This is a genomic window from Nonomuraea turkmeniaca (genome assembly GCF_005889735.1).
In the GTDB taxonomy this organism is placed as follows: Bacteria; Actinomycetota; Actinomycetes; order Streptosporangiales; family Streptosporangiaceae; genus Nonomuraea; species Nonomuraea turkmeniaca.
Window position 1 is genome coordinate 45,736 of sequence record NZ_VCKY01000048.1, and the last position, 6,276, is coordinate 52,011.

The 6,276-nt window shown below is 71.2% G+C and carries 7 protein-coding genes; 3 read left to right on the top strand and 4 right to left on the bottom strand.

Features of this window, described 5'->3' with window-relative positions:
* Positions 1–182: 182 nt before the first annotated feature.
* From ETD86_RS16610 to ETD86_RS16620, 3 genes are all read left to right on the top strand, one after another.
* Positions 183–1,565 carry an aspartate aminotransferase family protein gene (locus ETD86_RS16610; protein ID WP_138667060.1) on the top strand — a complete coding sequence of 461 codons (1,383 nt, stop codon included), beginning with the start codon at positions 183–185 and terminating at the stop codon, positions 1,563–1,565.
* Positions 1,566–1,617: 52 nt separating this feature from the next.
* Positions 1,618–2,727 carry an alanine dehydrogenase gene (gene ald, locus ETD86_RS16615; protein WP_138667061.1) on the top strand — a complete coding sequence of 370 codons (1,110 nt, stop codon included), beginning with the start codon at positions 1,618–1,620 and terminating at the stop codon, positions 2,725–2,727.
* A 115-nt stretch (positions 2,728–2,842) separates the two neighbouring features.
* Positions 2,843–3,211 (top strand): VOC family protein, encoded by a 369-nt coding sequence (locus tag ETD86_RS16620; protein WP_211370096.1) that lies wholly within the window; start codon positions 2,843–2,845, stop codon positions 3,209–3,211.
* Here the strand turns inward: ETD86_RS16620 and ETD86_RS16625 are convergent.
* The 4 genes from ETD86_RS16625 to ETD86_RS16640 all read right to left on the bottom strand — a co-directional run.
* Entirely contained in the window at positions 3,208–4,593 is a 1,386-nt protein-coding gene (locus ETD86_RS16625; protein WP_138667062.1) for a tetratricopeptide repeat protein, read from the bottom strand. The two genes, ETD86_RS16620 and ETD86_RS16625, sit on opposite strands and share 4 nt — an antisense overlap.
* A gap of 50 nt (positions 4,594–4,643) precedes the next feature.
* Complete coding sequence (locus ETD86_RS16630) at positions 4,644–5,528, bottom strand: urease accessory protein UreH domain-containing protein (protein WP_138667063.1); 885 nt, start codon at positions 5,526–5,528, stop codon at positions 4,644–4,646.
* 7 nt (positions 5,529–5,535) lie between these two features.
* Positions 5,536–5,736, bottom strand: a complete 201-nt coding sequence (locus ETD86_RS16635) for a hypothetical protein (protein WP_138667064.1) — start codon at positions 5,734–5,736, stop codon at positions 5,536–5,538.
* 134 nt (positions 5,737–5,870) lie between these two features.
* Positions 5,871–6,276, bottom strand: a 406-nt coding sequence (locus ETD86_RS16640; protein WP_211370097.1) for a gamma-glutamyltransferase, incomplete at its 5' end; no start/stop codon positions are given.

The following is a 6,276-nucleotide window of genomic DNA, read 5'->3' on the forward strand; positions in this document are numbered from 1 at the left end:
ACAAGGCCCCCCGATGCGGGGACACGCGTGAGCCGTTGGCCAATCTACATGCGGATTTCGTTGCTGTTACATAGTGGTTCTGCGGATCTCGACTTTCATGCACAATGCGGCGACCGATTCGCTTGGCAAACCGCAGGTGAACATGCAGACTGTGGAGAGTTCAGAGACAAGGGAAGATAGCCATGACGCAGCCGGAACACGACGTCCTGAAGGCCGCGCAAGACCACCTGTGGTTGCACTTCACCAGGCACAGCGCCTACGAGCAGTCCGAGATCCCGACCATCGTGCGCGGTGAGGGGTCGTACGTCTACGACATCCACGGCAAGCGCTACCTCGACGGCCTGGCCGGGCTCTTCGTGGTCCAGGTCGGCCACGGGCGCCACGAGCTGGCCGAGGCCGCCGCCAAGCAGGCCCGGGAGCTGGCGTTCTTCCCGCTGTGGTCCTATGCGCACCCCAAGGCGGCCGAGCTGGCCCAGCGCCTGGCCGCGCTCGCTCCCGGCGAACTGAACCGCGTCTTCTTCACCACCGGCGGCGGCGAGGCCGTCGAGACCGCGTGGAAGCTGGCCAAGCAGTACTACAAGATGATCGGCAAGCCGCTCAAGCACAAGGTCATCAGCCGCCAGATCGCCTACCACGGCACCCCGCAGGGCGCGCTGTCGATCACCGGCATCCCGGCGTTCAAGCAGATGTTCGAGCCTCTCGTGCCCGGCTCCATCCGTGTTCCCAACACGAACCACTACCGCGCCGACGAGATCACCGGCGTCAAGGGCATGACGCCGGAGGAGTACGGCCTCTGGGCCGCCGACCGCGTGGCCCGCGCCATCGAGATGGAGGGCCCCGACACGGTGGCCGCCGTCTTCGCCGAGCCCGTGCAGAACGCCGGCGGCTGCTTCCCGCCGCCCCCCGGCTACTGGCAGCGTCTGCGCGAGATCTGCGACGAGTACGACGTGCTGCTGGTCTCCGACGAGGTCATCTGCGCCTTCGGCCGGCTGGGCACCATGTTCGGCGGCCAGAAGTTCGATTACGTGCCGGACATCATCACCTGCGCCAAGGGCCTGACCAGCGGCTACTCGCCCATCGGCGCCATGATCGCGCACGAGCGGCTGTTCGAGCCGTTCAAGGACGGCGACGCCATGTTCGCGCACGGCTACACCTTCGGCGGGCACCCCGTGTCCGCGGCCGTGGCCCTGGCCAACCTCGACATCTTCGAGCGCGAGGACCTGCTCGGGCACGTGACGCGGAACGAGCCGCTGTTCAAGCAGACCCTCGACGACCTGCAGGACCTGCCGATCGTCGGCGACGTGCGCGGCGCCGGCTACTTCTGGGGCATCGAGCTGGTCAAGGACAAGGCCACCAAGGAGACGTTCACCGCGGACGAGTCGGAGCGGCTGCTGCGCGGGTTCCTGTCGAAGGCGCTGTTCGACGCCGGGCTCTACTGCCGTGCCGACGACCGCGGCGACCCCGTCATCCAGCTCGCGCCCCCGCTGGTCGCGGGCCCCGAGGAGTTCAAGGAGATCGGCTCGGTCCTCCGCGGCGTGCTCACCGAGGCCTGGGCCCGACTGTGACACCCCTTCCTCCGGCACAACGGTGTGCCGGTTCCCGAAAGGAACCACCGCAATGAAGATCGGCGTTCCTGCCGAGGTCAAGAACCACGAGTACCGTGTCGCCGCCACGCCGGCGGGCGTTCACGAACTGGTGCGCAACGGCCACGACGTCCTGGTTCAGCAGGGCGCGGGCCTGGGCTCGCACATCACGGACGAGGAGTACCTCGCCGCGGGCGCGAAGATCCTCGACGGCGCCGACGCCGTCTGGGGCGAGGCGGACATGGTGCTCAAGGTGAAGGAGCCGATCGCCGAGGAGTACCACCGGCTGCGCGAAGGGTTGGTGCTCTTCACCTACCTGCACCTGGCCGCCTCCCCCGCCTGCACGGACGCGCTCCTGACGGCAGGGACGACCGGCATCGCGTACGAGACCGTCCAGGTCGGCAACGCGCTGCCGCTGCTCGCCCCCATGTCGGAGGTCGCGGGCCGGCTGGCGCCACAGGTCGGTGCGTACAACCTGATGCGCTTCAACGGCGGCCGCGGCATCCTGCCGGGGGGCGTGCCGGGCGTGGCCCCGGCGAAGGTGGTCGTGATCGGCGGCGGCGTCTCCGGGCTGAACGCGGCGCAGATCGCCGTCGGCATGGGCGCCGAGGTCACCGTGCTCGACACCAACATCGACCGCCTGCGTCACATCGACGCCATTTACCAAGGCCGGCTCAAGACGCTGGTCTCCACCCGGTACGCGATCGAGCAGGAGGTCCTGCAGGCCGACCTGGTCATCGGCGCGGTGCTCATCCCCGGCGCGAAGGCCCCGACGCTGGTCTCCAACGACCTCGTCGCGCGCATGAAGCCGGGCTCGGTGCTCGTCGACATCGCCATCGACCAGGGCGGCTGTTTCGAGGACTCGCGGCCGACGACGCACGCCGAGCCGACGTACAAGGTGCACGAGTCGGTCTTCTACTGCGTGGCCAACATGCCGGGCTCGGTGGCCAACACCTCCACGTACGCCCTGACCAACGCGACCCTGCCGTACGCGGTCAAGCTGGCCAACCAGGGCTGGCGGGCGGCGCTCAAGTCCGACGCCGGCCTGGCGGGCGGCCTCAACACGCACGGCGGGCTGCTGACGAACGAGCCGGTCGCCGACGCGCTGGGACTGCCGTACACGCCGGTCGCCGAGGTGCTCTGACCTGACGGCCGCTGCGCGATCCCACCGGGTCACTTGTGGACGAAGGGGTCGCGCAGCACCCCGTCCACGTCCGAAGCTGGTTATATCCAACGTGGATACCACCTGAGGAGGAGCAATGTCGCTCGGCATCAGCCAGGTCACCGTCTACGTCGAGGACCAGCAGCGGGCCCTCGACTTCTGGGCCGGCAAGATGGGCTTCACGATCACCAGGGACATGCCGTACGGCGAGAACCGCTGGATCGAGGTGGAACCGCCCGCCGGCGGCACGCGGCTGGTCGTCACCAAGGCCGATCCCCAGTGGCCCACGCTGGTCAAGGACACGCCCAACTACGTGCTGTTCCACGCTGACGACATCGTCAAGACGCACGAAGAGCTGGCCGCTCGCGGCGTGGAGTTCACCCAGGCGCCGACGCAGCAGCCGTGGGGCTGGTCGGCGGTCTTCAAGGACGACGAAGGCAACCTGTTCCACCTCGGCCAGCGTTAACGCACGCCGAGCCGCTTCCGCAGGTCCCGGGCGGTGGCCAGGACGTGCTGGATCTCACCGGGGCTCGGCCACGGCGCGGTGCCGGGGCGCAGCAACGTGCTGCGTACCGACGCCAGGTGCTCGATGGCGCTCACGTGCACCCCGCTCCGCTTCACCAGCCAGCCCACCACGTCCGAATGGTCGTGCAGCGGCCTGGTCACCACGTCCCAGGTGCCCAGGACCTCGACCAGCGCCGCCACGTCCAGCGGGACCCCGCCCCTGCGGCCGGTGGCGGCCGCGGCCAGCTCGGCCCGCGCGGCCAGCTCGGGCTCGGCGGGACCTGCCCAGGCAGGCGGCGGCGGGTCGGACAACCACTCCCGCGCCTCGCCCAGCTCGCCGGCCACCGACAGCAGCCCGCCCAGCTCGAGTGCCGCCCCATGGTGGCCGGCCTGCGCGGCCTGGCGGAACCAGTGCCGGCCGCCGCCCAGGTCGCCGAACTCGGCGATGAGCAACAGGCCGTAGTTGAAGGCCGACTCGGCGTCCCCGCCGGCCGCCGCCCGGCCGAACCAGTGGCTGGCCGCCCCGCAGTCGCCCAGCTCCACGCAGACGAACCCGGCCATCCGCTGGTCCTCGATCCGGCCGGCGTTCGCGGCCTGCTCGTACCAGGCCCGGGCGGTCCGCAGGTCGCCCCTGGACAGCGCGATCCCGCCGAGCCAGGAGGCGGCGCCCGGGTGCTCGCTCTTGGCGGCCAGCCGGTAGTACGCCTCGGCGCCCTCGGGGTCGCGGCCGGCGTTCAGGTAGAGCCCCATGCAGTACGCGGACTCGGCGTGGCCGGCTCTGACCGCGTACTCCCACCACCGCACGGTCTCCTCGTCCTCGCCCGCCGCGTAGGCCAGGAAGCCGAGGTCATGTGCGGAGGCGGGGTCGCCGTTCGCCGCCGCCCGGCGGTGCCACTCGCGGGCCGCCCCGAGCTCGCCCGCGTCCTCGCACACCAGCGCCAGCCTCCGGGCCGCGACCCTGGACCCGGCGAGGGCCGCGGTCTCGAACCATCTCCTGGCCGCCGCGACATCACCGCGCTGCTCCAGCAGAAGGGTCGCCAGGTTGGTCGCGGCCTCGGCGTCGCCGGTCGCGGCGGCCGTCTCGTACCAGGTGACCGCCGCCTCCAGGCTGCCGTGCTTCTCGTGCCAGATGCCCAGGTTGAAGGCGCTGTCGACGTTGCCGCCCGCGGCGGCACGCTCCCACCACTGCCGGGCGGCCACGCGGTCGCCGTGCTGCGCGTAGAGCTTGCCGAGCCGGTGCGCGGCCTGCGGATCGCCTGCTTGCGCGGCAGCCAGCAGCTCGGGCTCGTCTCCCACGCGGGGCGCCGGTATGGCAGGCGCCGCCACCTCTCCTTGCCAGACCATGGCGACAGAGTGGCACGTGATCGCCCGATCGCGAACCGTAATCGCCGACACTAGGAGAAGTTGATGAAGCCCGCGTACATCCCCATCCCGCAGACGTAACGCAGCGTGCCGGGCGGTTGGGGCGGCAGTCGTACGGTGGCCGGCAGCACCACGTCGCGCCCGCCGATCACGACCGTGCCGGTGCACCCCCGGTCGGCCCGCTTGAAGACGATCTCGACCGGCACGCCCGCGGGCGCCGGCACCATGGCCGGACGGTAGCCGTCCGGCGTCGCCCAGACGGTGACGGTCGGGGACAGGGGACCCGCCGCCGCGGGGGGTGCGGTCTCGGGCAGCCAGCCGCCCAGGCTGAGCCCGGCGCCGGCGGTCCAGAGCCCGGCGGCGATCGCCACGACCCCGGCGAGCTTGGCCAGCCTGGTGCGGGAGACCCGCCGCAACACATAGCCGAGCAGCGCGAACGCCGGGGCGGTGCCGACCACGAAACCCGCCATGGCCGCCGCGCCCGCCAGCGGCGAGCCGCTGGAGACGGCGATCATCTCCATGCTCAGCGTGACGCCGCACGGCAGGAGGATGGTGGCCGCGCCCAGCAGCGGCGCCTTGTACCGGGAGACCTGGCCGTCGTGCGGCGCCGCGCAGTGGCCGCGCCGCATGACCCTGACGGCGAAGACGATCACCGTGACACCGGCCGCGACCAGCAGTGCCGCGCGTGCTTCCGGCGGCAGGCTGACGGCCGAGCCGAGCAGGCCGAGCAGTGCCCCGGCCAGCGTGTACGAGGCCAGCCGCCCCGCCAGGAACCACCCCACCAGCGCCGGATCACGCCCGTGACACCGGTCGACCAGGCCCATGAGCAGTCCGCCCTGCGCCGCGGTGCACGTCGCGGTCCCCGCCACCAGCCCCGCCGCGAGCCCGCCGGCCAGCAGGGTGAGGGCCGTGCTCATTGGCCGCTCAGTGGACGAGCGCCAGGCCGTCCAGAGACCCGCTCTTGGCGGCCTCCACGATCGAGGCGAACTGGTCGAGGCTCATCTCCACGCGCTGCCCGAAGTCGTCGGTGACGATGACCTGGCGCTCCTCGGGCGCGTCGCGGTCGACGAACAGTTCGGGGCAACCACAGCTGCACTGGCCGCAGAACCTGGCGATGGACCGCATTCCTGTCCCCACTCTCTCGGATGCCGTATACGCAACGTAACGGGGGCCCTTGGATGCGGCCAGTGACAGTTGTTGCACCCTTCGTGATGTTTATCGGGAAGCGTTCCTGAGAACAGACATCCTTTCTGACCCGCTCACCGTGGCGCGGGCACGACGACCATCGCGCTGCCGCCGCCTCGTCTCGTCGGCTCGGCCACGGCCTGGATGCGGCCCCGGCCCAGGAACTCCAGCGCGGTGGCGGCGCCGATCTCCGGGTTGAGCACGAGGTCGTGCCCGCGGGCCTCCAACTCGGCCTCGTACCGGCTCAGGAACGCCTGCTCGGCCTGCGTCTGCAGGGTGTTGCGCTGTGTGGCGCGCGGCGCGGCCAGCGCGTCGGGCAGGCTCATGCCGAAGTCGTACCGGTTGAGGAGGATCTGCAGCACGGTCGTGATGATCGTCGAGCCGCCGGGGGAACCGGCCGCCAGCACCGGCCGGCCGTCGTCGAACACCAGCGTGGGCGCCATCGAGGAGCGCGGCCGCTTGCCCGGGGCGGGCAGGTTC